General features: G+C 39.0%; 18 protein-coding genes. 9 read left to right on the top strand and 9 right to left on the bottom strand.

The window, feature by feature from the left end; translation table 11 throughout:
- Window positions 1–4: 4 nt before the first annotated feature.
- Window positions 5–1,303: a serine hydrolase domain-containing protein gene (locus AC0L7T_RS19595; protein ID WP_473337742.1), complete on the bottom strand. Its 1,299-nt coding sequence runs from the start codon at window positions 1,301–1,303 to the stop codon at window positions 5–7.
- A 309-nt stretch (window positions 1,304–1,612) separates the two neighbouring features.
- Between AC0L7T_RS19595 and AC0L7T_RS19590 the strand changes: the two genes are divergently transcribed.
- Window positions 1,613–2,632, top strand: coding sequence for a cation diffusion facilitator family transporter (locus AC0L7T_RS19590; protein ID WP_473337741.1), 1,020 nt, complete (start codon window positions 1,613–1,615; stop codon window positions 2,630–2,632).
- Between the two features lie 454 nt (window positions 2,633–3,086).
- On the opposite strand, the gene AC0L7T_RS19585 is transcribed toward AC0L7T_RS19590, so the two are convergent.
- Window positions 3,087–5,117, bottom strand: a complete 2,031-nt coding sequence (locus AC0L7T_RS19585) for a M3 family metallopeptidase (protein ID WP_473337739.1) — start codon at window positions 5,115–5,117, stop codon at window positions 3,087–3,089.
- Between the two features lie 45 nt (window positions 5,118–5,162).
- Here AC0L7T_RS19585 and AC0L7T_RS19580 point away from each other — a divergent pair, with 45 nt between their 5' ends.
- A complete protein-coding gene (locus tag AC0L7T_RS19580; RefSeq protein ID WP_473337738.1) occupies window positions 5,163–5,717 on the top strand; it encodes a DinB family protein in 555 nt (184 codons plus the stop codon).
- 63 nt (window positions 5,718–5,780) lie between these two features.
- Complete coding sequence (trxA, locus tag AC0L7T_RS19575; protein ID WP_473337736.1) at window positions 5,781–6,098, top strand: thioredoxin; 318 nt, start codon at window positions 5,781–5,783, stop codon at window positions 6,096–6,098.
- A 14-nt stretch (window positions 6,099–6,112) separates the two neighbouring features.
- On the opposite strand, the gene AC0L7T_RS19570 is transcribed toward trxA, so the two are convergent.
- The gene (locus AC0L7T_RS19570) at window positions 6,113–6,592 is read right to left on the bottom strand and encodes a PaaI family thioesterase (RefSeq protein WP_473337735.1); all 480 of its coding nucleotides are present in this window, start codon (window positions 6,590–6,592) and stop codon (window positions 6,113–6,115) included.
- Window positions 6,593–6,949: 357 nt separating this feature from the next.
- On the opposite strand from AC0L7T_RS19570, the gene AC0L7T_RS19565 reads away from it, so the two are divergent.
- Window positions 6,950–7,750: a M48 family metallopeptidase gene (locus tag AC0L7T_RS19565; protein WP_473337733.1), complete on the top strand. Its 801-nt coding sequence runs from the start codon at window positions 6,950–6,952 to the stop codon at window positions 7,748–7,750.
- An 86-nt stretch (window positions 7,751–7,836) separates the two neighbouring features.
- Here AC0L7T_RS19565 and AC0L7T_RS19560 read toward each other — a convergent pair whose 3' ends face one another.
- The 3 genes from AC0L7T_RS19560 to AC0L7T_RS19550 all read right to left on the bottom strand — a co-directional run bounded on the left by AC0L7T_RS19560 (window position 7,837) and on the right by AC0L7T_RS19550 (window position 13,297).
- Window positions 7,837–10,251 (bottom strand): glycoside hydrolase family 31 protein, encoded by a 2,415-nt coding sequence (locus AC0L7T_RS19560; RefSeq protein WP_473337732.1) that lies wholly within the window; start codon window positions 10,249–10,251, stop codon window positions 7,837–7,839.
- A gap of 472 nt (window positions 10,252–10,723) precedes the next feature.
- Window positions 10,724–11,086: a hypothetical protein gene (locus AC0L7T_RS19555; RefSeq protein WP_473337731.1), complete on the bottom strand. Its 363-nt coding sequence runs from the start codon at window positions 11,084–11,086 to the stop codon at window positions 10,724–10,726.
- A gap of 360 nt (window positions 11,087–11,446) precedes the next feature.
- Window positions 11,447–13,297: a M1 family metallopeptidase gene (locus AC0L7T_RS19550; RefSeq protein WP_473337729.1), complete on the bottom strand. Its 1,851-nt coding sequence runs from the start codon at window positions 13,295–13,297 to the stop codon at window positions 11,447–11,449.
- A 205-nt stretch (window positions 13,298–13,502) separates the two neighbouring features.
- Here AC0L7T_RS19550 and AC0L7T_RS19545 point away from each other — a divergent pair, with 205 nt between their 5' ends.
- A complete protein-coding gene (locus AC0L7T_RS19545) occupies window positions 13,503–15,803 on the top strand; it encodes an efflux RND transporter permease subunit (RefSeq protein WP_473337727.1) in 2,301 nt (766 codons plus the stop codon).
- Here AC0L7T_RS19545 and AC0L7T_RS19540 read toward each other — a convergent pair.
- A complete protein-coding gene (locus tag AC0L7T_RS19540; RefSeq protein WP_473337725.1) occupies window positions 15,754–16,809 on the bottom strand; it encodes an endonuclease/exonuclease/phosphatase family protein in 1,056 nt (351 codons plus the stop codon). The two genes, AC0L7T_RS19545 and AC0L7T_RS19540, sit on opposite strands and share 50 nt — an antisense overlap.
- Before the next feature lie 307 nt (window positions 16,810–17,116).
- Here AC0L7T_RS19540 and AC0L7T_RS19535 point away from each other — a divergent pair, with 307 nt between their 5' ends.
- The 4 genes from AC0L7T_RS19535 (at window position 17,117) to AC0L7T_RS19520 (ending at window position 22,924) form a co-directional block, all read left to right on the top strand.
- On the top strand, window positions 17,117–17,686 hold the full coding sequence (locus AC0L7T_RS19535) for a DUF2911 domain-containing protein (protein WP_473337723.1): 570 nt from the start codon (window positions 17,117–17,119) through the stop codon (window positions 17,684–17,686).
- Window positions 17,683–20,097: a penicillin acylase family protein gene (locus AC0L7T_RS19530; protein ID WP_473337721.1), complete on the top strand. Its 2,415-nt coding sequence runs from the start codon at window positions 17,683–17,685 to the stop codon at window positions 20,095–20,097. The genes AC0L7T_RS19535 and AC0L7T_RS19530 overlap by 4 nt, the downstream gene beginning before the upstream one ends.
- A 1-nt stretch (window position 20,098) precedes the next feature.
- The gene (locus AC0L7T_RS19525) at window positions 20,099–20,461 is read left to right on the top strand and encodes a hypothetical protein (RefSeq protein WP_473337719.1); all 363 of its coding nucleotides are present in this window, start codon (window positions 20,099–20,101) and stop codon (window positions 20,459–20,461) included.
- A gap of 288 nt (window positions 20,462–20,749) precedes the next feature.
- Complete coding sequence (locus tag AC0L7T_RS19520; RefSeq protein WP_473337718.1) at window positions 20,750–22,924, top strand: bifunctional alpha,alpha-trehalose-phosphate synthase (UDP-forming)/trehalose-phosphatase; 2,175 nt, start codon at window positions 20,750–20,752, stop codon at window positions 22,922–22,924.
- A 257-nt stretch (window positions 22,925–23,181) separates the two neighbouring features.
- On the opposite strand, the gene AC0L7T_RS19515 is transcribed toward AC0L7T_RS19520, so the two are convergent.
- Both AC0L7T_RS19515 and AC0L7T_RS19510 read right to left on the bottom strand, forming a co-directional pair.
- Window positions 23,182–24,591, bottom strand: a complete 1,410-nt coding sequence (locus AC0L7T_RS19515) for an alpha/beta hydrolase (RefSeq protein ID WP_473337716.1) — start codon at window positions 24,589–24,591, stop codon at window positions 23,182–23,184.
- 58 nt (window positions 24,592–24,649) lie between these two features.
- Entirely contained in the window at window positions 24,650–25,363 is a 714-nt protein-coding gene (locus tag AC0L7T_RS19510) for an NUDIX hydrolase (protein WP_473337714.1), read from the bottom strand.
- Window positions 25,364–25,849: the final 486 nt, after the last annotated feature.

Here is a 25,849-nt window from a genome sequence, read left to right as displayed (position 1 = left end):
AGCCTTAATCGTCTATGGTAGTTCCCACCATTTGTTTAAATTTCCAGCTTGTCTGGTCGCCGGTGCTTCCCTGAGTTTGTTTGAGGATAATTCCGATCACCTTTTCTTTGGGGTCAGCAAAATACTGGGTATTAAAATAACCTCCCCAAACAAAAGTCCCTGGAGATCCAAGTCCTCCTTTTGCCTGGCCTTGCTCAGTCAATACCCCAAAGGCCAGTCCGTAATGTTGGTCTCCACCACCAAATAAATCCATGGTTTGATTGCCCATCATGGTGGCAATAGTGGTTCTGCTCAAGAATCGTTTTCCATTTAGCTCCCCACCATTAAGGTACATTTGAAGAAATGTGGCATAGTCTTTTGCAGTACTGGATAGTCCGGCACCGCCAGAGAAGAATGATTTTGCTCCTTTAATAGGGTAATTGACATCGTAGAACGTATTGGGATAGTTTTCCCATTGGTCGTTTACTTTATGCTGAATGGCTACAAGTCGATCCGCTTTGGATGCCGGAAAGTAAAAACCTGTGTCATCCATTCCTAAAGGTTTAAATAGATGTTGTTCTAAATACGCTTCGAATGACATTCCTGAAATTACCTCTATGAAATAACCCAGTACATCCAGCCCCATGCTATAAGTGAATTTCTCTCCTGGATCATGGTGCAGGGGCAGTTTAGCCAACTTCAAGGCGACTTCCTTGATAGTGACAGGCTCTGTAGTAAACAGGTCCGTTGTTCCGGCTTTATGATAGAGCATCTTCATTCTTTCATCTCCATCTATTACGCCATAGCCAAGTCCTGAAGTATGCGTTAGCAGATGCCTTATGGTAATTTCCTTGCGGGCAGGTCTCGAGGTATAGGTAGTGTCGGAATACCGGAAATTGACCAATACTTCAGGGTTCTCAAATTCTGGTATGTATTTGGAAATAGGATCGTCCAAACTGAAATTTCCTTCTTCCCACAGCATCATCACAGCCGTTGAAGTGATGGCCTTTGATTGGCTGGCGATTCTGAATATCGCATCTTTTTGTAATTTTTTACCGTTGGCATCCGCATTGCCGTAGGCTTCATGAAAAACTATTTTTCCATTTCTTGCTATCAGGGCCACAGCACCGGGAATGGAATTGTCTTTCAAGGATTGTTTCAACATATTATCAATGCGATCCAATCTTTCTTGAGAAATGCCCACACTCGAAGGTGAAGCCTTGGTTAAAGGTGGCGAATTCTGTCCAGAAGTAGTTTGAGCTTCAAGATTCAGGCTAATGAATAAAATGATTATCAGCCAGTAGTATGGGTTTTTTAGCGTCATAGTTATACTTATCTGTTTAAAAGTTATTGTCTGTTTTCAAAGTAGTCAAATTCTTATTTATTTCCACGCGGTTTTTGAGCAGTGGGAGGCTTTTATTGTGACCAAGCCAATTTATTAGTTGCTTTGCAAAAGTGTGGTTTTACTTGGGTTTTATTTTGTCAGAATGGATATTCTTAAGTGACATCTTTCCTGATTTTTTTACGCTAAATTCCCCCTCCAAAACCCAAAGCAGAATCATGATTTTAATTGCCGGTTAATTTTCTCATTCCCCCAAATAAGGCTAATTTTGAAATGTAAATTTTTGGTAAAGTGAATTCGGAAAAACAGCAATTAATTCTTTGGTCAGTTGTCATTAGTATTGTGTTACTGGCAGTAAAATTCTATTCGTATTTTCTGACTGGTTCCAACGCAATTTTAACGGATGCCTTAGAAAGCATTGTGAATGTAGTGGCTTCATTATTTGCACTTTACAGTATTCGGCTAAGTGCGGTCCCAAGAGACAGAAATCATCCCTATGGTCATGGCAAGATAGAGTTTTTTAGTGCCGGAATTGAAGGGACTTTGATCATCATTGCCGGTGTTTTTATCCTTTATCAGTCACTTTACGCACTATTATTTCCTCAGCCCCTGCTTGAATTGCCTTTGGGTATGGTGTTGATTGGCTTTTCAGGATTGGTTAATGGGATTTTGGGCTTTGTTTTACAGAAAAAAGGAAAGGAATTAAATAGCATTACTCTAGAGGCAGATGGCAAGCATATTTCCACAGATGCTATAAGTAGTTTTATGCTGATATTTGGCATCGCCATAATTTATTTTACTGGGTGGAATGTGCTGGACAGTATTATCTCGGCACTCTTCGCTTTTTACATCATGTACAATGGTTATTTTTTGGTCAGAAAGTCAGTAGCGGGGTTGATGGATGAGTCCAACCCCCAATCCATCGACAAGGCTGTTAGAATTCTGAATAAACACCGGCAAAAAAACTGGATAGACATACACAATATGAGGGTACAGCAGTATGGGGGTGACAGTCATATTGATTTGCACCTTACGTTGCCTTACTATTATGATCTTGTTCAGGGACACGATTGTGTACATGAAGTAGAGGAAGTTTTGGAAGAAAATCTGCCGGGGAAAATTGAGGTGTTCGTTCACGCAGATCCTTGTATTCCAGACCCTTGTTGTCATTATTGTCAGGTGAGCGATTGTCCTGTAAGGCAGTTTCCCCTATCCAGAAAAATAAAATGGACGGCAGAAAATATGTCCCAAAACCAGAAACATTACCATGAACTTGGGCATCTCAATAGTGAATCTCAAAAGGATAAATAAATTTTATTTTTTTAGAAAAAGAATAAAAAAAATAGTAATTCCTTAAAATAATCAAAGCCCTTTATCGTTTAGCCTCTTTTTTGCTCAAAGAATTGTAATTATCACAAAATGAATGATTTACTTATTTGGCTATATGTAAAATTATATGTGGTGAATATTTGTTTTTATACCTTTAATTTTGTACATTAATTGGATTAATGGAATTAAAATTCGGGGGCAATGAAAGACAAACAATTTACCGTACTACTAATGGTTTCAGCATTGATATGGCTATTGATAATAGGATTTATCATCATTTAGAGTACCAATAAATTTTTTCCTACAGACGGACTTAGACAAGTTTTTCCGAAACGAGTTTAAAAAGGGGCCCATTCGAGCCCCTTTTATTTGTTAAAAACTTTTTATAATAGAATAACACAAGGAAATTTCACTTAGCCACTGCCTAATTTTAAAACTAAACCTCCAGCCCAGCTCTTTTAATAAGCGCATCAGGTTTTGGTTCTCTGCCTCTAAATCGTTTAAATAAAATGGATGGGTGTTCTTTGCCGCCCATGGCCAGAATATTGTCCCTGAAGGATTGTGCTGTTGCTTTGTCAAACACTCCCTTTTCCTGAAACAATTCAAAAGCATCGGCATCCAATACTTCTGCCCATTTGTAACTGTAGTAGCCGGCGGCATAGCCCCCCTGAAATATATGAGAGAAAGAGGAGCTCATCATGGTGTTTTCCACAGGTTCAAGTAAAGCCGTAGGCTTCATTACCTCATTTTCGAATTCAAATATATCGACTATGGATTTTGGATCCGTGGTGTGATAGGCCATGTCTAGCTGGCCCAGGCTGATTTGTCTGGCAGTTTGGAAACCCTGGTGAAAGTTGGCTGCTTTTTTTATGTTTTCTATAAAAGAGGCAGGAATAGGTTCACCTGTTTTATAATGCTTGGCAAATAGGTCCAGGCATTCTGCTTCATAACACCAATTTTCGAATATTTGAGAAGGAAGCTCTACAAAATCCCAATAGACATTGGTCCCTGACAAAGACCCATAAGTACCTTGAGCCAGCATGCCATGGAGGGCGTGACCAAACTCGTGAAACAAAGTAGTGACCTCATTGAAGGTAAGAAGGCTGGGTTTAGTCTTTGTGGGCTTGGTGAAGTTACAAACGATCGATACATGAGGTCGGTATTCTTTGTTGTTTTCAATGCGTTGTCCTCTGTACACTGTCATCCATGCGCCATTTCTTTTACCCGCTCGAGGAAAGAAGTCCGCATAAAATACGGCAAGATGCTTTCCGTTTTCATCATTGACTTCATAGGCTTTTACATCAGCATGATAAACAGGAATGTCCTTGTTTTCTTTAAAGGTAATGCCATATAGTTTTTCTGCCGTGGTGAAAACCCCATCTATGGTGCGATCCAATTCAAAATACGGTTTTAAAAGTTCGTCATCTACCGCATATTTTTCCATTTTTAATTTTTCCGCATAGTAGCTAATGTCCCACTTGCAAAGTTTTTCAATATTATCGATTTTGTGAGCAAAAGCTTCCAACTCTTTTAATTCCGCCTGGGCTTTGGGTTTAGCCTTCTCAAGTAATTCGTCAAGGAATGTCAACACCTGCTCTCCACTAGCGGCCATGCGCTCCTCGAGGACAAACGCTGCATAATTGGCATAGCCAAGAAGTTTTGCTCTTTCATCCTTTAGCTTGAGGATATCCTTGATTATTTCCCGATTATCCAGTTCGTCCCCTTTAGCAGATTTGGTGTTGTAGGCGATATAAATTTCTTTTCTTAATTCCCTGTTTTTAGCATAGGTCATAAATGGGACATAGCTGGGAAATGCTAGTGTAAATACCCATTTGCCCTCTTTGCCTTTTTCCTGGGCCGTTTGGGCAGCAGCTTCGATAAGTCCATCAGGCAATCCAGCGAGGTCTTTTTCTTCTGATATAACCAATTCATACTTATTGGTTTCCTTTAAAACGTTTTCACCAAAGTGTAAACCTAATTTGGACAGTTCCTGATCGATAGCTCTAAGCCTATCTTTGGCGGCGCCCTCCAAAAGTGCTCCATTTCTGATAAATGATTTGTAACTTTTATCTAAAAGGGTGCTCTGCTCAGAATTTAGTGCCAGCTGGTCCTTTTGGTCATAAACAGCTTTGACCCTTTTAAAAAGTGCTTCATCCAGTAGGATGTCATTGCTATGAGCAGACAAAAGTGGAGAAATTTCACGGGCCAGTTGTTGTATTTCTTCATTGGTTTCAGCAGCATTGATATTGAAAAAAATGGATGCTGCGCTTGATAGCTTTTCCCCGGAGTTTTCTAATGCAACAATTGTATTTTCAAAATCGGGAGCTGTAGAAGTTTTAATTTGCTTTATTTCCTCATTAACTTCAGCAATAGCACTTTTGATGGCTGGGAGAAAATGTTCGTTTTTAATCTTATCAAAAGGAGCCGTCTCAAACGGTGTATTAAATTTTGCCAATAATGGATTCATATCGAAAGATTATATTTAAATTTATCTTACAAAATTAACAAAATAATGGAGACTACTAAAGGCCTTAAAATTCCTAAAGCAGAAGACTATCCACTCTTTTACAAAAGATATGTAGAACTTGCTTCAGGCAAGGATCTAAAGGCACTCTCAGATCAACAGGAAATCTTTATAAACAACCTATATGGAAGCCTCACAGCAGAACAGGCCACGCTAGGTTATAGTGAAGGGAAATGGTCTTTCAATGAGCTGCTGGGGCATATCATTGATACTGAAAAACTGATGCATTTTAGGGCATTATGTATAAGTAGGGGTGAAAGAAGCAATTTACCAGGGTTCGATCAGGACGTATATGTAGCCAATGCGGATTTCAATAACCAAGCCACAGAAAAGCTATTGGCAACCTTTGTGATGCACCGGGCACTTTTATGGCATTTTATCGAAGCTATTCCTCAATCGCAATGTGCCAATATTGGTTCAGTTGGTTCAAATCCAATGTCTTTGTCCGCACTTGTCCATATTATTTTTGGGCATATGGAGCATCATTTGGAAATAATTAAAAAGAATTACCTGCCAATGATAGGATTGGCTGTTCCTTTGTGAGGTATATCACTGATGGTTTCAGTTGAAAATCATATTTTTGTTAAAGATTTTAATAGTAACGTTATGGCAAAAGGAAAAAGTTTTTCAGATATAATCAAAGGGGATCAGCCTGTGTTGGTTGATTTTTATGCGACTTGGTGTGGGCCTTGTAAAATGATGCAGCCCATTTTGACAGAAACTGCAGGAAAAGTGGGAACTAAAGCCAAAATTATAAAGATTGATATTGATAAAAACCCTATGGCTGCCAGTAGATTTCAGGTCAAGAGTGTGCCTACCCTTGTGTTGTTTCAAAAAGGAAAAGTTGTGTGGAGAAAATCTGGTGTAGTTCCTGCCCATCAACTGGTGGAAGTGATCAACAAACAGGCGACTGTAAATTCATAAGAAAGTTTTAAGGCTCATTTTCTTTTAAATGACCAGGTGATTTCAAATTTTGCTACCATTTCATTGCTGGGATTGTGTCCGGTTACTGTGGTTTTTAATACTGCAGTATCTCCAGCGTTGGGCAGACCCGCAAGGGTTTGTTTTATTCGTTCACCATCCTTGCAGATCATTGTAATCTGTTCGTTGGCTTTTTTGAGGAACTGCCCATTAATATCCACTACAAGCATAGAAAAATGCTCACTTGCGCTTAGGTGAAGCATGCAAAGCATTCCAGAAGCCAACTCTGCTCCTCCACAGAGGGTAGCAAAGTAAATGGACTTGAATGGGTTTTTTGTACGCCAATTGAAAGGAATAGTCGTGCAACTGGAGTCCAAACTGATGGATTTTACCCTTATTCCCCAGAAAATGACTGATGGAAGATTTCTTAGCATGTACCAGAAATAAGAGGCAAACCGAGACATAGAGCGGGTAAAGTACTGCTGGTTCTTGTTCATAGACAATAAGGTATGGTTATGAATTTAGGAATATTTATTGGTCTCTTATAAAACTTAAGTAATTAATTTCAGCAGAAAACCCCTATCTTCAATGTAAAGGGATTTTAATATTGATTTAAACTTTAATTTTGAACTTTAGGAAGCCCTTTCTAAGACATTCGTCCTTTGCATTGCTATTAAGGAGCAGTTTTGTTGGACTTGTTCTTAAGACAAGTATCTATCATTAATACTGTTTTAAAATAGCGAGTGGGAGGTGATGACTTTCTTTAAACCATTTATTTTTACCTTTACGTAATTATCTGGCATCTTTTTTGGAGCTTTACAAATAATATTACGTTTGTTTGAAATTAAGAAAACATGAAAAAAATTATAACACTTCTTTTTATAGCATTATTTGCTTATAGCTGTGCTACAGTACCTTTAAGTGGTAGAAAACAACTGAGTATAGTAAGTAATTCTGAGGTTTTACCTTTGGCTTTTGATCAATATGGGCAGGTGCTAAAAGAGAGCAAGGTACTTACAAATACCAAAGAGGGACAAGAAGTTGTAAAGGTTGGAAATCGTATAGCTGAAGCTGTGGATACCTATTTAAAGGACAATGGGTATTCTTCCATCACTGAAGGGTTTAAGTGGGATTTTAATTTATTGGAGAGTGATCAGGTAAATGCCTGGTGTATGCCTGGAGGAAAGGTTGCCTTTTATACAGGGATTTTGCCTATATGTGAGGACGAAACTGGAATAGCGGTGGTTATGGGCCATGAAGTAGCCCATGCAATTGCCAGCCATGCCAGAGAGCGTATGTCACAAGGAATGGTTGCCAATGGATTGATTGGTGGGCTACAAGTAGCCATGGGTGAGGATCCAAGTTTAACCCAGACAATATTTTTACAAGCAGTAGGAATAGGAGGCCAGGTAGGTATGTTGAAATTTGGCAGAGACCAGGAGCTTGAAGCAGATCAGTTAGGATTAATATTTATGTCCATAGCTGGTTATGATCCAAGAGAAGCACCTATTTTTTGGGAAAGAATGAATGCCCAATCTGGAGGTTCCGGAGGAACTCCTGAATTTCTATCTACCCACCCTGGACCTGAAAGACGAATAGAGCAGCTGAACAAACAAATGGATGAAGCCTTAAAGTATTACAATAAAGAAAAATAAATAGTTGAAATCCCCTCTCTTTTAGAATCCAATGGTTCAAATAGAGAGGGGATTGTTTTTTAGCAAAGAACAGTTAGTGATCCACTTTAGTATAAGTCAATTTCAAAATATTTTCCATCCATTATGGATATGGAAAAGCTAGGAACCCCTTTGCATATTTTATAGCTATGATTGCCATCGGGTAAAGGATCGAAGGCTGAAATTTCATCCAGGAAGGCTACATTTCTTGTCGTTATTTTCAATTCTTTTTCGTTCAATGCTGCATTTTTCGGGTTTAATCCATGTAAAAAGACATTGACAGTATGGAATTCACTTTCAAAATGAGTAGCAATCTTTTCAATATTTAGCCTATTGATTTCAAAATCCATGGTGAAAATAAGCTTAGAAAAATCACCTTTTTGGTAGGCTGTACTTTTCCCATCATCCTCATAGACCAATTGCTCACTTATGCCGTAGCCTTTGTAAATATGGAGGTTTAAATGGCCGTCATGCATGTCTTCTGCGTGATTTGTAGCCGACTGCATGGCGAGAATAGCCCCTGACTTTACAAATACGGGTAGGTATTCAAGTGGACACTCCCAAAGCATTTCTTGATTCCCTTCAAAACGGTCTCCGGTAAACAAATGGTACCAGGGTCCTTCAGGAAGATAGATTTTTGCGATCTCTTTGTTGCTTTCAACGGGCATCACCAATAAGTTGTCACAAAAAAGAAATTGATTTTCAAAGGCGCCATGGTAAACCTTGTCATCAAATGAATAATCTATAGACAAACTTTTAGTGACCGGAATTCCTGATTCCGAACTGTTGTGAAAAGCAGTATAAATTGTAGGCATTAACTTGTACCGCAACCGAATGTAATTTTTAGCGATTTCCTCTACTTCTTCTCCAAAGGCCCAAGGCTCTGAGGCCTTGCTATTGATCATGGTATGTGCCCTGAAAAGCGGGCAAAAAGTGGCTATTGAAATCCATCTTGCAAATAAATGTGGGTCTGTATTTCCTACAAACCCTCCAATATCATATCCGGAGAATGTAATACCGCTTAGGCCCAGGCTGTTTACAAGCCTCACACCAGCCATCATATGTTCATTACTGGCTACATTGTCCCCGGTCCAGACGGCGGCATATCGCTGTATCCCTGCAAAACCAGAGCGAGACAATACAAAAGGCCTTTGCGCTTCGGAGTGCCTGATTTGACCATTTTTCGTGCTTCTTGCCATTTGAAGCCCGTAGACATTTCGGCCTTTTTTGTGACTGGCAGCTTGCCCTTCATAAGCAAATTGAACCAGATCAGGGACAGTTTGTCCCCAGGTTGCAGGTTCGTTCATGTCGGTCCAAAATCCATCTACTCCTGCTTCTATATAAAAGTTTAGCTTTTGCTCCCACCAATCTCTGGCTTCTGGATTGGTGAAATCAGGGAATACGCACCAACCTGGCCAAACCTTTCCTTCATAATTTTCTCCATCCGGGTACTTTAGAAATAAGTCTTTGTTATTGCCTTCTGTATAGGGTAGGTATTCCGGATCAACCTTAATTCCAGGGTCAAGAATAACCACCACCCTGAAGCCCAGGTCTTTTAAATGTTTTATCAGTTCAGCAGGTTTCGCAAAATTTTTTTTATCGAAAGTAAATACTTTGAATTCCTCCATATGGTGAATGTCCAGGTAAATTACATCTCCAGGGATTTCTTTGTCCCGAAAAGTTTTAGCCAGCCGAATTACTTCCTTGTCGGGAAAATAAGAGTACCTGCATTGCTGGTATCCCAAAGCCCATTTAGGAGGCATGGGGGTTTTACCTGTCAAATCTGCGTAAGCGGAAAGTATGCCACTTACAGAGTCATCGTGAATAAAATAATAGTCGAGATCCCCATCTTCGGCTGTGAAATAGGAAAACCGGTTGTTTCCAGCTCCAAAATTAAAGGTGCTTTTGTGGGTGTTGTCAAAAAATATCCCATAGCAGTTGTCATGGTGTAGCCCGATATAGAAAGGAATGGATAAATACAATGGGTCTGCATTGGTGGCATATCCAAAATGATCGGTATTCCAATTGGTATAAGTTTGGCCATACCTGTTCAATCCACCAGTTTTTTCCCCAAGGCCTATGAACTTTTCCCATTGTTGTAGTTTTTTATAACTACTTACCGCTGTTCCTTGCCAATTAATGCCAAAGCTTGGGTCGTCTTGGTTAAGGATAAGTCCCGAAGCGTTTTTGAAAATTAGGTGGAAATTGTTTTTGGCAATATGAACTTGTATTATTCTAGTCTTTAGAATAAAAAAATCTTTGTTTTCTTGCCATGAAAAAGTGGTTTCTTTAGGTGAAGAGATGACACTGTAAGGATTGGGGGTGTATTCTTGGTGTCGGGTTACCTGTACTCTAACCGTTTTTTCATCATAAACCAACAATTGAAAAATACAGTTTTCAGTCTTTCCATAGACTCCTGTTTCTGTCAATGAACAACTTGTAACCTTGCCGGGTACATCTATACCGAATTTATTACTGCTCATAAATAATTTTTTTGTGGACTTTAACCCGAATTAGGCAATAGCTAATCTATTGTGTGATAAAATTACTTAAAAATCAGACTGTTTTTGATCTCACTATAGTAATACTATGCCTCAGTCTTTAAATACACTCATTTAATTGTGATTACAACTCTTCCCAAAGTCCTGGGACAGGCTATAACGAACCATATGCATAACTCATGTTTAAATTGAGTAAAATAAATCGGATTAAAAAAAATGAATTATAACGGCTAAGCCTATTTAAGCTTGTCTTGGAAACAAACGCGTACTTTTAAAATGTCTTTTATATTGCAAATAGTCTAGAGAAACCTGTCGGTCAACTAGACTATTTGGCTTGAAAATTTCAAGCACCTATTATAACCATAGGAAAAAATCGCATTAAGTTAAGGTTGCATCACAACAGGACAAACCTGCGAACGGAATCCTTTTAGAATAAAAAAATCAACAATTAAACTTATTTATCTTCCTCCTTTATCGCTCTTTTTATCAAGTATTGCTTTGGCTGAGGAACCTGAACTTTTTTGTCTAGCGTAATAGCAGGTTTTGTAGGAAGCGTGATTTTAATGATTTTGAAGTCTTTATAATTTCCCATGGGAGTCACCATAGTAGGAGAAGACTTTTCAAATGCCATAATGCCAGCATTTGTGGTAATGACTGAAACCTTGTCAGGATCAATTGCATCAAGTTGCATGGCTTCGAACTCCTGAAAATGGTAGGTGTTGTCTCTTGTCTTTCTCTCGATTTCAGGAAGATCCTGAGCGTTTATCCCAACGGTAATAAGCAAAAAACAAAAAGTAAGTATAGTGGCTGTCCTCATCTGTTGTGTTTATTTAATTTTAAACCTGTCATAAGGTAAAGATATAATGATGGAATTCCCAATTATTAAATGAAAAAATATACAATTTATATTTATGTGACCGGCGTAATAAGATGTTGAAGGCGGTTAATATTGGATGAAAGGATTGGGTTCATTTAGATGTAGGAATGGCTTCAACCTATCCATTCCCGCGAGTAGGTAGAGGCAGGACCATCTATTGAGCTCAATTCTTTCTTTCCCAAATCTGAGACTTTTATGATCCGGATTAAACTATACTTCCTACATGATTTTTCTACTCATAAAAATGCCCCCAATAAGTACAAACTTTTTGGGGGCACATCACTACAGCGACCTAAATTATTATTTTGCTCCCCAGGAATTATTGGTTTTGTCAATGTCTGCCATTCTCTCTGAGGCGTCTATTTGCATTGCCTTTACAGGGGAAGAAGATTGGTCAATGGTGATTTCAATGGAAGTGTTGGTCCAAGGCCACCTTTGGGTCTTCGTTCTTTCAGGGGAATTACTTTCCGCTTCTTTGCTTCCTCTCATTATGGTCAAAGGGAAGTACAAGGTTTCCTTTTTTCCATTTTCATAAGTAACAACCAGGTCTATTGGCATCGGCATCAATCCTTTTCTTTCCAATACTACCACTAGTGATTTGTCCTTTTCGGTAACCGTAGAGATGGCATAATCAATGGTTTTGGTAGAGTTTACCCAGTATTCTTTGTACCAGTCAAGTTCAATTCCACTTTGTTTCTCCATCACGCGGATGAAATCATTAACGTTAGGATGTCTGAATTTCCACTCCTCCCAATACCTTAACATGCCCTTGTCTCTGACCTCTTCACCGATTATATATCCCAGTTGGGCCAAGAACAATGAACCTTTGGAGTAAGCCGCAGCACCATAGGCGGTATTGGTGTTGAAGTGATCGGCATGTGTGGACAATGGCTCCTCAAGTCCTGATTTAATAAGTCTTTCATAGCTGACATAAGAACCTTTAAGGGGCGATTCAGAAGAAGGCTTGAGGTAATTGGCTGCCATATTCAGGGTGCTGGCATAAGTAGTGAACCCTTCATCCATCCAGGAATAAAGGGATTCATTGGAGGCCAATACTCCTTGAAACCAGCTGTGGGCCAATTCATGCATCATAACGCCTACCAGGCTTCCCATTGGTCTGTGACCAGTGATTAAGGTAGACATGGGGTATTCCATTCCACCATCACCACCTTGAATCACCGAATATTGTTTGTAAGGATATTCACCAAACCTTTCACTGAAATACGCCATGGCCTTTGCCGTGTATTCTTTTAGTTCTGGCCAGGTTTTTTTGGTTTCCTTGTCCTTTACATAAAGGTGATGTAAGGTAATTCCATTCTCCATGACCAGTTTGTCATGAGTATAGTTAGGGTCTGCTGCCCACATAAAATCATGGACTTTGGGTGCATAGAAATGCCAGGTAAGGTTGGAACCGGAAGGCCTTTTTACTGAAACACCTTCCTCTTCATAGCCATAGCCTATTTCATTGTTGTTTTGAAGATAACCTGTACCTCCAAGTATATAAGATTTGTCAATGGTGATCTTTACATCAAAATCTCCCCATATCCCATAAAACTCTCTTCCTATATAGGGGTTTGCGTGCCAGCCTTGTTCATCGTAGTTGGCCAACTTTGGGTACCATTGAGACATTGAAAATTTAATGCCTTCAGCATTGTCTCTTCCAGCTCTTCGAACCTGCAGTGGTACCTGGGCCTTAAACCGGCTTTCAAGGAGCACTGTGCTGTGTGGTAATATTGGCTCTGTCAGCTTTACTTCTAATACTGTACCTACCTCTTCCATGCGTACTGGTTGGCCATTTAGAAGTAAGGATTCTACATGAATGTATCCAATTTCATCAGGAGACAATTTGGATATTCTGTCACCTACACGCCTATCAGGATCTTCAATAGAGCGGGACCGCACATCCATCATGCTATTCGGCTGAAATGCATTGTAATAGAGATGAAAAAAAAGTTGATCCAAAGTATCGGGGGAATTATTGCTGTAAGCAATTGTTTGAGAGCCATGGTATTGATTGGTTTTTACATCCATTTCAATATCCATTTTGTAACTTACCGATTGTTGCCACCTATCAGATTGAGCGACAACTTGCTGGCCAAATAAGAAAAGGATACCAATAACTCCAATAAAAAGTACCTTGATTTTTTTCATGTGTGCGTAATTTTTGACTCTAAAATATGGTAAATTATGCAAGCAGCCAAAACCTTTAATTGGGTTAACAGTTTTCTTGCGAAAGAAAGAGAAATAATGGGATCAAATAATAAATATTATGTTAGTTTATTTTCCTTCTATTTTCCGTCGGAGGAAAAGGTGGATAATTACCTTTATAGTGTATACAGCAATAAAATCGTAAAGAATGGATAGGGGAAAGTCCATGTGGGCGCTTGGTTTTGCAGGGTTACTAAGCTTGTTTTTTATCCTTACCTGGCAGGGAGTAAGCTTTAATTATGATTTTGAAAATTTTTTCCAACAGAATGATCCTGAATTGGATTTCTATCAGGAATACAGGGAGGTTTTTCAAAATGACAATGATTATTTATTAATAGCTCTTGAAAATAATGAGGGTGTTTTTGATAGTGCATTTTTGGAAAAAGGTCGGGCTTTTGAAAACGAACTGAAGAAAGTCAATGGGGTAGTGGAGGTTGTTTCTGTTTTAAATCAAAAAGAACCATTAATCAGTCCTTTTGGCATCAATTTCAGGCAATTGTTGGACTGGTCCAGTAAGGAATCCCTTGCTATCAGCTCACAGAAGATTAAAAAGGACCAGCAATGGATGGGCAATTTGGTCGCGGAAGATAGTAGCAGCTTGTTGCTTTTGGTACAGAATGAGCAAATGATAGGCAAGGAGAGAGGTGACACCTTGTATGCAAGCATTGAAAGTAAGCTTCAGGCATACGAATTCGATGCTTTTAGAACGGCTGGTAAAATCAAAGCTCAGGGCGCTTTTGTTAATTTGCTTCAACAAGAATTTGCCTTTTTCTTGAGTTTTGCGATTGTGGGGGTGCTTTTTTTGCTTTGGCTGATGTACCGTTCCTGGTGGGGAGTAGTTTTGCCCTTTATTATTATTGTTACAGGTATATTTTGGAGCTTTTCATTTTTACTTTTGACAGGTGGTGAGTTGGATGTAATGTCGGTGATGCAGCCTCCAATTTTAATGGTCATCGGACTTAGTGGTATGGTGCATGTTGTCAACCATTACCAAACCGCTTTGGTAGCGTCTGAATCTAAAGACCAAGCCATATATGGTGCATTTAAAACATTAGGTCTTGCTGTTTTTCTAACTGCTCTGACCACCGCCCTCGGCTTCATTTCCCTGTATTTCACCAATGTCCCCAGTTTGATGTGGTTTGGATTGTACACTGGCTGTGGCGTTATGTTTATGTTTTTGGCCTTGTTCTCCATATTGCCCTTTGCCCTTTACCACCTTCCTCCTTTTCCTTCCACTAAACGTGAAGTGTGGGCCAGGCGATGGAATAAAATTTTGAAGCTTCTTTTTCAAAAAGTCACTGATCAACGAAAAGCCATCTCCCTATCATTTATAGTGATCACTTTGCTTTCGGGTTACTTTATGACACAGGTTAAAACAAATGGGTATATACTTGATAATCTTCCTGAAGGACATTCTCTTCTGGAGGATTTTCGTTTTTTTGACCAGCATTATGGTGGATCTAAGCCTTTGGAAATTCAACTTCAGGCAGGAAATGGGGGGGCGGACCTTTTTGATTACAGGGTGCTAAAGGAAATAGAAAAGTTGGAGGATTTTGTGCGGGAAAATTATACCACAGGTTTTATTATGTCTCCACTCACAGTAGTTAGGGCGGTGAACAAGGCGCAAAACCGGGGAAACCCAAAAGCCTTTGTTCTTCCATCAGCCCTTGCCTACGAGAGAATGCAGCCTTTGGTCGATAAAATCGGACAATCTCAAAACATTAAATTATGGTCAGCGGATAAAACTGTTGGAAGACTTTCTTCCAGAACTGCAGACAATGGAAGCCTTTTAGGAAAAGAACAACACCAAAAGTTAGAAGAATTTGTAGCAAGTAATATCAACAAAAACCTGCTAAGTGTCAGGTTGACAGGGACCTCCTTCCTCATCGATAAAAGTCATGAATTGGTCACCTATAAAGTGTTTACAGGCCTAGGTTTTGCCTTTTTATTGGTAGGAATCATCGTTGGTTTTCTTTTCAGGTCCTGGAGAGTATCCCTTCTTGTCATCCTGCCAAACATTGTGCCTTTGGTATGGATCGGGAGTATTATGTATTGGTTTGGAATAGATTTCAAGCTTTCAACCTCCATTGTATTTGCCATCGCTTTTGGAATAGCCGTAGATGACAGCATTCATTTCATGACCAATCTGCGGATGCAAATGAAGGAAGGGCATGGGTTGATGAAGGCGCTATACCTTACCTATCTAACTACCGGTAAAGCCATAATTCTCACAACGGTGATCCTGATATCGGGCTTTGTGATGTTGACTTTCAGTACCTTAGAAATTCCAATGTTTACAGGGGTATTGGTAAGCCTTTCTTTGCTTTTTGCTGTTCTGGCAGATTTACTTTGGCTGCCAGTTTTGTTGATGCCCTTTAAAGAGGTGATTGAAAAAAAAATCAATCATCGGATATTGCTTGACCGGGGTAAGCAAACACCGCTGAAATAGGGTAATGGTCTGAATAATCTACTTCACGCAATGTTTTGAACTGTAAAACTTCTAAAGCCTTGTCGAAAAACACATTGTCAATACGTAAGAAAAACAATACTTTGTTGTAAGAAAAGCCAAAACCGCGTCCCCTACTCTCGAAGGCGTTTTCTAAATCTTCTCTAAGGCTAAAGTAGGTGTAACTGTAGGGCAAATCATTAAAATCACCAGCTAATATCACAGGGTAAGGGCTACCAGCAATGTGTTTTTTAAGGATTAACATTTGTGAAGTCCTTAATTTTATCCCTGCTTTTAATTTTTTGATTGTGGATCTGTATTGATTTTTTATACCTTCCAAGTTGTCAAGGTCGGCAGCTTTTATATTCATTGATTCGAGATGGGTATTGTATACCCTGATAGTGTCCTCGTTGATTTTTATATCAGCAAACATGGCCCCGTTATTCCTTTTGTTGTCAAAAACTTTACCGCTGTTGATGATTGGGAATTTACTAAAAATGGCAATGCCATACGATTTCTTTTTTTCATTGCCATTGGCTGAAAAGTAGGCATATTCATAAGCGCCATTGTTACTGATCTTCTTTAGTGCATTTCTCGACGGAGTGGTGAAATCCTGATAAAACTCCTGAAAACACTTGATGTCTGAAGGGTTTTCCTGGGCCCATTTTATTGAATTCGATATTTTGATTTCGTTATCATTGCCCCAGTTATTGTTAAATAACATGGTATTGTAACTTAAAAAAGTAAAACCTTCAGTAATCGTATCAGGTGTATTCCACTGAAAGGTGATGACTAGAAACTTCCAACCAATAATAAGCACTAAAATTGGATAAATGATTAAACGGAACCTTCCAAAAAACAGTAAAAAAATGAGAAATAGGTTCAATAATAAAAATACCGGTATTAAGAGTGGTAAAAGGCCTGTATAATCCCATGTCTCAGGTGAAATATGCACACTGAAAAAGAGGGCTAGAGAGATGAAAAAAATTGAGACGATTATAAAACGCATATTCTAGAATTAAACAATTCACAAATTGGTAATAATTTTGTGCTATACCAATATATTTAATTTTTTAGTGCCACGAATGTTTTTTTGCATAAAAGGTGATTTTTATAATTGATTAATTCTGATTCAGATAAGAATTTATACTCGCTGGAAAGGAAAACAGTGTCAAACAAGGGGATTAGTTGCCGTCATTTTTTTCGTTTAAACGTTAGAATTACCACGGATATTACGAATATGATATTTAACCTGTATTGAATGGAGGATTAAGGAAAAAATACATAGATTAGTGTAAAATTTAATCATAAACAATATGAATAACCTTACAAAACCACTTTTTAGTTTATTTCTTTTGTCGATTTTCTGTGGGGTTTACTCCTGCTCGAACCCATCTTCAAAAAGTACTGTGACAGTGGAGGAGGAAACGGTCGAGGAATCGAAAGAACGTGCCAGCCCTTTAAGATCTTCCTCAGGAGAAATTGAGGGTAAAAAAGTAACTGTTGAATACAGTTCGCCTGCCGTAAAAGGAAGGGTAATTTGGGGGGATTTGGTTCCCTATGGAGAAGTCTGGAGAACAGGTGCCAATGAAGCAACCAATGTTACCTTTGGAGCAGACGTTGTTGTTGAAGGTAAGATGGTGAAAGCGGGGAGGTATTCCTTGTTTACCATCCCAAAAGAAAATGAACCCTGGACTGTAATTTTAAATGCTGACTGGGATTTAGAGCATGGGCATTTTCAATACAATGAAGAAAATGATGTATTGCGTGTAGAGGTTAGCCCTACTTTTGAATCAAGTAACCAAGAATCGCTCTCTATAGAAGTGGTAAAGGAAGGTTTAGCAATAAGGTGGGAAAAAGCAAAAGTTTTGGTAAATATTGAATGAAGTATATAGGGTTCTTTTTTTCATTACTGTTTTCATTGTTGGTTGCCGTGGGTTTATCCATAAACCTGGCAAACCTACCTCCATTGGCCAAAATATTTGATCCATTCAAAGGGTTTTGGCAAAATGCATACAGTGAAGATTACAGTCCAAATAGTGAAGTGACCCTGGAGGGCCTTGAATCAGAAGTTTCCGTGACTTATGATGAAAACCTGATCCCACATATTTTTGCGGAAAACGAGAAAGATCTTTTTAAGGTGCAAGGTTATATTACGGCAACCCACAGGTTGTGGCAGATGGAATTTCAGGTAATGGCTGCAGAAGGCAGGCTTTCAGAAGTTGTAGGATCCATAGCGCTCAACCGAGACAGGGAAATGCGAAGGAAAGGACTGGGCTTTGGGGCCAGGAACAAACTAAAATACCTCCAAAATAACGACCCTGAAATCTTAGATTTAATGTTGGCTTATGCAGCTGGCGTGAATGCCTATATTGACCAACTTTCCCAGGGAGAATTGCCTTTAGAATACAAGCTTTTAGATTATTACCCCCAACCCTGGACCCCTTATAAAACACTTTTGTTTCTGATGAACATGTCAGAGACCTTGTCGGGAGATAGTGATTTGGCTTATACTAATTTCCGAAATATTTTTGGTGAAGAATGGCAGAACAAGCTTTTTCCTGATAACCCGGAAGGAGTCGTACCAGTCATCTCAAAAGAAGACTGGGGCTTTGAGCCATTGGATATTACTGAGCCAGATGCAGCATTCCTGGATTCTATAAAAATAACGCAATTGTTACCAGAAAAGGAGCCGGGGCTAGGTTCAAATAACTGGGCCGTGTCTGGAGAAAAAACCGCCTCTGGTTATCCTATATTGGCCAGCGACCCTCATTTGGGATTAAACTTACCTTCACTATGGTTTTCTGCTCAATTAAGCACTCCTGAATACACAGTCAAAGGAGCAACCTTACCTGGAGCACTCGGTGTAATCATAGGTTTTAACAAGTACATTTCCTGGGGGTCTACCAATGCGGATAGAGATGTGAAAGATTGGTATAAAATCACCTTTAAAGACCAGTCAAGAGAAGAGTACCTATACAATGGGCAATGGATTCAAAGTACCCAGCAGCTGGAAACGTTTTTAGTAAAAGGGCAAAATGATTTTGTAGACACGGTGATTTACACCCATTATGGCCCTGTGGTTTATGATAGGAATTTCAAAATGAAAGGGAAAGCTACAAACTTTGCCTTGAAATGGACCGCTCATGGGAATTCCAATGAAGCCAGAACTTTTATAGGCTTAAATAAGGCTAAAGGGTATGATGATTTTAAAGAGGCACTTACCCATTATGTAGCACCGGCCCAAAACTTTGTTTTTGCTTCCAAAGAAGGAGAGATTGCGATGAAAGTCCAGGGTAGGTTTCCTTTAAAATGGAAAGGGCAGGGCAAATTCCTTATGGATGGCAGTCAGCCCATTTATGAATGGCAAGGATTTATACCACAGGAGCACAATGCCGAAGATAGAAATCCGGAAGAGGGATTTTTGGTTTCTGCCAATCAACATCCTGTATCCTACAACTACCCGTATTATGTTTATAATAATAATTATGAATATTTTAGAAATAGGAGAATAGTTGATCAATTGTCTGATAAGACAGGGATCACTGTGGAGGACATGAAAGCCCTGCAACTAGATAATTTCAATCTTCACGCATCAGAAATATTGCCACTAATGCTAGATAGTGTGGAGGTGGCAGGCTCAGAAAAGGGAAGAATTTGGTTGGAGAAATTGGAAGCTTGGGACTATGATGCTTCTGCGGAAAAAACTGCACCCGCCTTATTCAAATCTTGGTGGGATCACCTGGAAAAGGCTTTGTTTAGTTCCTGGGATGCTAAAGGATTGCCTATTTCCTATCCTAATAAATTCATACTATCCAAACTCATAAAAAGTGAACCAGATGCCAACTGGTTTGATCGGCGGGATACAGAAGTAAAGGAGACTGCTAACTATTGGATAAATGAAGGGTTTTTGGGAATGATAAAAGAAATGGAAAAGTTGACAGCGGATAGTAGTACAGATTCTATCGCCTGGTCGGCTTATAAAAATACACATATTAGCCATTTGATACCCAATTTAACTCCTTTTGGTAGGTTCAATATTCCAATAGGTGGGGGGAAAGGGATTGTCAATGCTTCTGCTTCTGATTGGGGTCCTGGGTGGAGAATGGTTGTGGAAATGGGGCCAGAAATTAAAGCATATGGCGTGTATCCTGGTGGGCAATCAGGAAACCCTGGAAGTAAATTTTATGACAATTTGGTGGATGCTTGGGCTTCTGGAAAATATTTACAAATGGATATAAGGGATAGGAGCGATGCCTCAGCAGTTATGTTTCAAACCAAATTTATTCCTGATTAGCATGAAGTTCATTATACATATACTTATTATCGCTTTAATTGCTTATCTATTAGGTGCTATCGTTCCTTACTATGTTTTAATGATTATAATCTGTGGTGTGTCTGCCTGGTTTAGAGGGGCTGCTTTTCTAGCATTCATTGCAGGGGCATTAGGAGTGGCCAGTGTTTGGATACTTGCACCATTGATCATTTGGTCCGTTTCAGGTTCAGATCTTCCGGATAAGTTTTCCGAAATTATGGGCTTTTCAAATGGTGCAATTTTGGTCGGAATTACTGGTTTAATGGGTTTTTTAATTGGAGGATCAAGTGCATTAACAGGTAATTTCCTGGGAAAACTATTTGTGGAAAGGAACAATGAATACTAGGGCGAATGGTCCATTGCTTGCAGCTTAGAATTCCTTCCAATGTTTTTTTTTTCTACCAATTTGTTTATATTAGAATAAACATAATTCCCAGAATAGCATTTTCCCGAATTATTCACAAAGCATGGTAAATCCTGGTAAAATGATTGGGAAATTTAGCGCTTTGGTGTGGTTATTGCCTTGTAATTTTGGAGCATTTTCAGAGCAGGATTGATTTACTATTGTCTAATTAGGGTTAAAAGTTAACTTTAGCTTTTGTAAAAATTTTTCTATACTAACCAACACTAAGAAATGTCAAAAACAATTATTGTTTCAAATAGATTACCGATTAGTTTACAACACAAAAACGGCAAGTTTGAGTTTAAACCTAGTGCTGGTGGCTTGGCCACAGGATTGGGTTCTATATATAAAGAAGGAGAAAACATTTGGATAGGTTGGCCAGGGAACGATGTAGAAGATGAAGGGCAGCAGAAGGAAGTTGTAGATGAGCTGAAGAAATTAAAAATGGCTCCTGTTTTTCTTACCAAGAAAGACGTAGAACTATATTACGAAGGGTTTAGCAATGAAACCATTTGGCCTGCTTTTCATTATTTTACGCAACACATCAATTACGAAGATGAATATTGGGATGCTTACTGTCAGGTGAATAGGAAATTCTGTAACGCTATTCTTGCCAAAGCAAATGAGGACGACACCATTTGGGTACATGATTACCAACTATTGTTGTTGCCCATGATGCTTAGAAAGGAATTGCCAAATGCTACCATCGCCTTTTTTCAACATATTCCTTTCCCATCCTATGAGATCATCCGAATGCTCCCCTGGAGGAAGCAGATGCTTGAAGGAATGGTAGGTGCGGATTTGATTGGTTTTCATACCTATGATGATATGCGCCACTTTTTGAGTGCTGTAGGAAGAATCCTTGGCTTATCCAATGAGAGTGGCTTTATTCAAGCCGACAATAGATTGATAAACGTGGATGCCTTCCCGATGGGTATCGACTACGATAAGTTTGAACAAGCAGCATTAAGCAGTAAAACAAAGAACTACGTCAAGAGATTCAAACAAACCTTAGGTGATCAGAAGTTGCTGTTAACCATAGACAGGTTGGATTATTCAAAAGGTATTCCAAATAGAATCAAAGTATTCGAAAGACTTCTAGATGAAAATCCCCAATACCAAGGTAAAGTATCGATGATAATGGTGGTGGTTCCATCCAGGGATCAGGTAAAATCTTATCAGACCCTTAAGGAAGAAATAGATACTTTGGTAGGTCATATCAACAGTAAATTTTCTACCCTGAACTGGGTACCCATTCACTATTTTTATCGCAGTTTTCCGTTCAATGAATTAAGTGCTTTTTACAGTATGTCAGACATTGCCTTGGTGACACCACTTAGGGATGGAATGAACCTGGTGTGTAAAGAATTTGTGGCCAGCAAAACCAATAAGAAAGGGGTGTTGATACTTTCTGAAATGGCAGGAGCTAGCAAAGAACTTGTAGATGCCATATTGGTCAACCCTAATGATCAGGAAGGGGTGACAAGTGCTATTGTGGAGGCACTTTCAATGGATGAGGAGGAGCAAGAGTTGAGAATTAGCTCCATGCAGGCAAGTCTGAAAAAATACGATATTTTTCAGTGGGTAAAGGTGTTTATGGATAGGTTGAAGTTTGTAAAAGAAAAGCAGGCAGACCTTGAATCCAAAGCCTTGGACAAGAAAATTGCCGCCCAAATTAAAGAGGCATTTAAAGTGGCAAAAAGGCCACTATTGCTATTGGATTATGATGGGACACTTGTTGGATTTAAAGGCAGACCTCAGGATGCATTTCCAGATGAGGAATTAAAATCACTGATAGCTGCCCTTTCAGAAAAATGTCAGACAGTCATAATAAGTGGTAGAGATAAAGAAACACTTGGGAAATGGTTCAAAGGGCAAAAAGTGGACATGATTGCCGAGCATGGTGTCTGGTTAAAAAGAAAGGACCAAAAAGAAGATTGGATCTTATATGCTGAAGTCGACGATAGCTGGAAGGAAGATATTCGCAAGGTAATGGAATATTATGTGCTGCGTACACCAGGAGCATTGATTGAAGAAAAGCACCATTCGCTTGTATGGCATTATAGGAAAGTTGAGAGTGGTCTGGGGGATCTTAGAATGAGAGAGTTGTTCAGCCACCTTAAATACATGGCTAGAGGTCATAATCTTCAAGTATTGGAAGGCAACAAAGTACTGGAGATCAAGCGGCCAGATATAAATAAGGGGCGTGCAGCTACGGCCATGATGAAAGGCGAGGAATATGACTTTATTATGGCTTTAGGCGACGATTGGACAGATGAAGACACTTTCAAGGCCATGCCGAAAAATGCGTATACCATTAGGGTAGGATACACTTATACGCAAGCCAATTATAACATAAAAGACCCTCAAGAAGTAAGGGTGTTGCTTAAAAGTCTATTGAGTTAATAGCTGACTTGACATCAAATCTCTGAGCGTTATTTAACCCAAGGGATATCGATGTGCAAAGACCTGTCTTTTTTCAGGCCTTTCGGTGTCATTAGCGGCATCGAAAGGCACTGTAATTTTTTAAAGCCGAAATAGACAATAGATTTCTGTTTTTTGAGGCTCTATTGGCTAGATGAATTCAGCCAATTTTTGCCATTTTCCCGAAATAAAATGGGTAAAAGTCCAAACCTTACTTATTCATTTCTTAGCACCTGGGACTATTGAGAATTGATCCAGTTGGCAATGTCCACCATAACATTGGCGTTAAATGTTTCTGTATTCGTACCGTATTCCGAAATAGCTCCGGTTTCGGCGGTTTGAAAAAGGTGATTCAAATTTTCGTAAAAATTAATTTCAATATTTGCCATTCCCATTTGCGCGAGTGATTTTTTATTTGATAGTGCATTTACCTGTTTGTCTTTTCCCCCAAAAGCTACCCAGGAAGGAAGGGATACCTGGGATATATATTGTTTAGGCTCCATTTTAATAAATTGATAAAACCAGGGGGATGTCAAGGAGGTATATTGTTTTAAAAGTTTGTCCACTTGACTTGCTTTTTTTGTACTATCCATTTGATCCAGCTTTTTGTCACTCTCAAGGAATTGCTTGAGTTTTTGGTTGGCATCAATGGGGTTTTGACTTCCTTTAATTAATTGATACAAATTGAAATTATAGGCTTGTTGTTCTTGAGCAAGTTTATCTTCTGCTCCAGAAGCCATTATGATGTCGTAAGTTTGTTCACCCATAAGGCTGTCAATTGGAATGACTGGTGGAGCAAGGGCCATAATATATGCCAGGTTCCCAGTGTTTTGGGCTCCCATCATCCAAGAAATAAGTCCTCCTTCACTGTGACCAATAACACCTATTTTGTCTCTGTCCACAAAAGAAAAACTTTTCAGTTTTTCCACCGCAGCCCAGGAATCCTGCACAAAATCTATTGTAGTAGCCCCTTCCATGGTCCCCTCCGATTCACCTATGCCGCGATCGTCGTAACGCAAGACCACTATTCCCTTCCGAGTAAGGTAATCAGCGATCACCCAGAAAGGCAAGTGGCCGAAAATTTCACTGTTCCGGTCTTGAGGGCCGGACCCACTTATAAGAACAACTGCTTTAAATGGTCCCTCACCTTGCGGTTTGGTTACTGTACCTTTAAACAGGATATCTTCCTTTTTTTGAACAAAGGAAGTGTTAATGATTTCGTAGGGAAATGGCCCTTCTGGGGTTTGTGGCCTTTTTGCCAGGTTGGGTTCCTTCTTATTAGAGGGAGTTAAGGTAAGGGCTAAAGACAAGCCCGATTGCGTGAATTGACCTGTAATACTATTGTTAATCAGGGTTCCTTCATAATCAGCACCTAGAGAAGCGATGTTGATGGAGACCAATGTACCGTCAAACAATACTTTGGTCAATGGAATACCGTAGGCGCCCTGCTGTGGACTATCAAGACTTCCTTTCCAACCATCTTCAGAAGGTTCAAAATTAAAAACCAAAGGGAGCTGTTGTAAACCCAGGTCTAACTTTCCTTCCCATGTTCCAGTGATTGTTTGAGAATAACTTATGGAGAAAGCCGATAAAAAAAGAGCAGCTATTAAACAAATTAGAGGTGACTTCTTGTTTAAAAGCTGTTCCATATTTCCCTAGTGATTGGTTAGTTTAAATATATGAAAAAAGAAAGGTAGACCATAATTATTACTCCATAAGTGAGGGCAATTCACTTTTTGGAATTAGGTTTAGCGTTCTTTGAAAATTCTCCTTGTAGTTAGAAGGATTCAGGGTGTAATAAAATGCTCCTTTTTTCGAAGCCGTTTTGTCTTTTTCTTCTATCTTTTGAATGATTTTACTTGATAGGAGCTTGCGCGTGAAATTTCTCTTGTCAATTTTGGTCGCAAACAATTTTTCATACAAAGCCTGAAGTTTAGGCAAAGTAAATTTTTCTGGTAGCAACTCAAAAAGAATTGGATGAAATGCAGCTTTACTTCTTAATCTGCTAAAAGCCATTTCTACCATTTCTTGGTGGTCAAATATTAATTTGGGAATTTGATCCATTTGAAACCAACGTGCTTGAAAGTCATCATTGCCCTGATTTTGATATTTTTTAATGTCAATTAACGCCATGTATACTACTCCTACAACCCTTTCCACTGGATCTCTATCGGGTTTGCTAAAAGTATGCATTTGTTCCATGAATACATCCTTTAACCCTGTGAGTTCGTTGAGTATTCGATTGGCGGATTCATCGAGAGATTCATTGGCTTTAAGAAAGCCTCCCATAAGACTCCATTTTTCTTTTTCAGGAGAAAAACCTCGATTGACCATTAATAGTTTGTAATTGATACCATCAAACCCGAAGATTATACAATCTACAGCCACTAAGACCCTGGTTTGACTAGAATATTTAAACATTTTTATATTATATTTTTGTTACAAAAGCACTCCTACATAAGGAGGTAAGTTATACCTTTTTATGTTTGAGTTACGTACCCGAGGTGATATTTGTTTTAAAAAAAAGAATATTCATCATCCACCTCTCTCCATTTACAAGTGCTAATTTCGTGAATTTTTTTTTAAATGTAAGGCTTATTAAACCAAAAAATTAAATAATGATGCCATTTTTGCAATATCAAGTCTTATTTTACACAGGTAAATCTTAAGGGATGAATAAAATATGGAATTTGGCCTTATTATTCCGACTGCTTATTGCTAAAAACCCATTTTGTTTCTGTACTTAATTTTGTCCCCCAAGTTGCTCCAAACATTCGCTACTGAATTGATTGCAATCGGTAATCTCAATACTTAACTCTACGAGTGCTTAAGATTGAGTTGACCTTATTGAACTCCGGTTATTAGGCTTAGACTTTGGTAATAGAAGCTATGATGAGGAAAAAGCAA

This window comes from Cyclobacterium sp. 10D3-21 (assembly GCF_055809755.1).
Note: the sequence above shows the minus strand (reverse complement) of the source record. Positions and strands in the feature narration are given on the sequence as shown.